3 protein-coding genes and 1 pseudogene are annotated in these 3,074 nt (G+C 60.7%); 2 read left to right on the forward strand and 2 right to left on the reverse strand.

Going from position 1 to position 3,074, the window contains the following annotated elements; translation table 11 throughout:
* Window positions 1-394: pseudogene (dadA, locus tag ACXRVY_RS21975) on the reverse strand (D-amino acid dehydrogenase); the annotation flags it as partial.
* A gap of 157 nt (window positions 395-551) precedes the next feature.
* On the opposite strand from dadA, the gene ACXRVY_RS21980 reads away from it, so the two are divergent.
* Window positions 552-1,040: an Lrp/AsnC ligand binding domain-containing protein gene (locus tag ACXRVY_RS21980; RefSeq protein ID WP_007975155.1), complete on the forward strand. Its 489-nt coding sequence runs from the start codon at window positions 552-554 to the stop codon at window positions 1,038-1,040.
* 141 nt (window positions 1,041-1,181) lie between these two features.
* On the opposite strand, the gene ACXRVY_RS21985 is transcribed toward ACXRVY_RS21980, so the two are convergent.
* Window positions 1,182-1,535 (reverse strand): YkgJ family cysteine cluster protein, encoded by a 354-nt coding sequence (locus ACXRVY_RS21985; protein WP_007975156.1) that lies wholly within the window; start codon window positions 1,533-1,535, stop codon window positions 1,182-1,184.
* Window positions 1,536-1,682: 147 nt separating this feature from the next.
* Between ACXRVY_RS21985 and ACXRVY_RS21990 the strand changes: the two genes are divergently transcribed.
* Window positions 1,683-2,990 (forward strand): NAD(P)/FAD-dependent oxidoreductase, encoded by a 1,308-nt coding sequence (locus tag ACXRVY_RS21990; RefSeq protein WP_458238229.1) that lies wholly within the window; start codon window positions 1,683-1,685, stop codon window positions 2,988-2,990.
* Window positions 2,991-3,074 lie beyond the last annotated feature (84 nt).

Genomic DNA, 3,074 nt, shown 5'->3' on the forward strand with positions numbered 1-3,074 from the left:
CTTCGTAGGCAATGCCGGTTTCGGCGCGCAGTTCGTCGAGGCAGTCACGGCTGTACTCGGACAGACGGACCATGCGCTCCTTGTTCACCGCGTAACGGCTGGCGGTGCAGTTGCGCAGCATCTGTGCCATCCACAGGTACTGGTCGATGTCGGCAGTAGCCTTGATCGCCAAGGGTGCGTGGCGCTGCAACAGCCACTTGATGGCCTTGAGCGGTACGCCCGGCGCAGCCCACGGCGAGGCATAACCCGGCGACACCTGGCCGGCGTTGGCGAAACTGGTCTCCATGGCAGCAGCCGGCTGCCGGTCGACCACCACCACTTCGAATCCGGCACGGGCCAGATAATAAGCACTGGTGGTACCGATGACGCCGCTACCCAAGACCATGACGCGCATTTTCATATCCCTCATCGCGGCTAACCGCTGACGTTTGTTATTCAGAGCTTCAGATGCGCGCAGTGTAAAAAAGATCTGCCAGTGCTTTTCACTATATAAGCGCCTATATTTGGCGACAATTCTCGGCAAAAACCCTTTTCACGGAGGCGCATCCCCTATGCGTACCAACACTCAGACCAAACGTGAGCTGGACAAGATCGACCGCAACATCCTGCGGATCCTGCAAGCGGACGGGCGGATTTCCTTTACGGAGCTTGGAGAAAAGGTCGGGCTCTCGACCACGCCCTGTACTGAGCGGGTCCGGCGTCTGGAGCGCGAAGGGATCATCATGGGCTACAACGCCAGGCTCAATCCGCAGCACCTGAAGGGTAGTCTGCTGGTGTTCGTCGAGATCAGCCTGGACTACAAATCCGGCGATACTTTCGAAGAGTTCCGACGCGCGGTGCTGAAATTACCCCATGTGCTGGAGTGCCATCTGGTGTCAGGGGATTTCGACTACCTGGTGAAGGCGCGGATCTCCGAGATGGCCTCGTACCGCAAATTGCTGGGCGACATCCTGCTCAAGCTGCCCCATGTGCGCGAGTCCAAGAGCTATATCGTGATGGAAGAGGTGAAAGAGAGCCTGACCTTGCCGATTCCGGATTGAGGATTTTCCGGTGTCTGTTCAGACCCCATCGCGAGCAAGCTCGCTCCCACAGGGTCGGTGCAGCACCTGTGGGAGCGGCGGTGCGGCGATCCGACTTGCCCGCGATGAAGTCGACTCGGTTCTGCTGAAGTACGCCGCCGCTTAAACCAACACCTGCCGAGTGCTGGCCATGTACTCGAACACCTGCTTCTCCACCCGCGGATGAATCAGCTCCACCGGCCCGCGCCCGTTGGGGCACGGCAAGGTCTTGGTGGTGCCGAACAACCGGCAGATCAGCGGCCGCTCGTCATACACGGTGCAACCATTCGGTCCCAGATGCACACAGTTGAGCTCTTCCATGGCGGCATCCTGCTCGGCGCGGGTCTTGCGCGGCAGGCGCGACATTTCTTCCGGTGAGGTGGTCACCGGCCCGCAGCAGTCATGGCATCCGGGAACGCACTCGAACGAGGGAATCTGCTGGCGCAGGGTACGGATTGTCTGGCTGTTGCAGCTCATTGAAGCGGTGACCAATAGCGGAATAGAGCCGGATTCTGACGCAAAAGCTTCGATCCAGACAGCACCAGCCGACCAATGTTGCCCGTCCGGAAAGGTCCGGCTTATGCTCCGTCAGGTTTTCCAAACGCAAGAATCAGGATCACGCACATGAATGCCCGTGCTCAACAGCCTGCTCTGAACCACACTGCTTCCTACTACGCCGCCAGCAGCCTGCCGCAGCCCGARCTTCCGGCGCTCAAAGGCGAAGTGCTGGCCGATGTCTGTGTGGTGGGCGGCGGGTTTTCGGGGTTGAACACGGCGCTTGAGCTCGCCGAACGTGGCCTCAGCGTGGTGTTGCTTGAGGCCCACAAGATCGGCTGGGGCGCCAGTGGACGCAATGGCGGGCAGCTGATTCGCGGCGTCGGCCACGGCCTCGATCAGTTCACCAATGTCATCGGTGTCGAAGGCGTGCGGCAAATGAAACTCATGGGCCTGGAAGCCGTGGAAATCGTCCGGCAACGGGTCGAGCGCTGCCAGATCCCCTGCGACCTGACCTGGGGTTACTGCGACCTCGCCAACAAGCCCCGTGACCTTGAAGGCTTCGCCGAGGATGCCGAAGAACTGCGCAGCCTCGGTTATCGCTACGAGACCCGTTTGCTGCAAGCCAATGAGATGCACACCGTGGTCGGTTCCACGCGTTACGTCRGTGGCCTGATCGACATGGGTTCGGGGCACCTGCATCCACTGAACCTGGCCTTGGGCGAAGCAGCCGCGGCACAACGACTGGGGGTCCAGTTGTTCGAGCAGTCGGCCGTGACCCGCATCGACTATGGCCCCGAGGTCAAGGTCCATACCGCCGAGGGCTCGGTGCGCGCCAAGACCCTGGTGCTGGGCTGCAATGCCTACCTCAATAACCTCAATCCGGAACTCAGCGGTAAAGTCCTGCCCGCCGGCAGCTACATCATCGCCACCGAACCATTGAGCGAAGAACTGGCCCACGCCCTGCTGCCACAGAACATGGCGGTCTGTGACCAGCGGGTGGCGCTGGATTACTACCGGCTCTCGGCGGACCGGCGCCTGCTGTTTGGTGGCGCCTGCCATTACTCGGGCCGCGACCCGAAAGACATCGCCGCGTACATGCGCCCGAAAATGCTCGAGGTTTTCCCGCAATTGAGCGCAGTGAAGATCGATTACCAATGGGGCGGCATGATCGGCATCGGCGCCAATCGCCTGCCGCAGATCGGGCGACTCAAGGACCAGCCGAACGTGTACTACGCACAGGCCTATTCCGGTCATGGCGTGAATGCCACGCACCTGGCCGGCAAGCTACTGGCCGAAGCTATCAGCGGCCAGCACAGTGGCGGCTTCGATCTGTTTGCCCAGGTGCCGCACATCACCTTCCCCGGCGGCAAACATTTGCGTTCGCCGTTGCTGGCGTTGGGGATGCTGTGGCATCGGCTTAAAGAGTTGGTCTGAAAGATTGTCGGTGTCAGCTCAGACGCCTTCGCGGGCAAGCCCGCTCCCACAGTGATTGATAGTGTTCACAAGATGTGTGTACAC

The organism is Pseudomonas sp. P5_A2_2 (assembly GCF_054177685.1).

Coding starts and splice junctions, on each gene's coding strand:
- ACXRVY_RS21980 (WP_007975155.1), top strand. CDS start 552: ATGCGTACCAACACTCAGACCAAACGTGAGCTGGACAAGATCGACCGC.
- ACXRVY_RS21985 (WP_007975156.1), bottom strand. CDS start 1,535: ATGAGCTGCAACAGCCAGACAATCCGTACCCTGCGCCAGCAGATTCCC.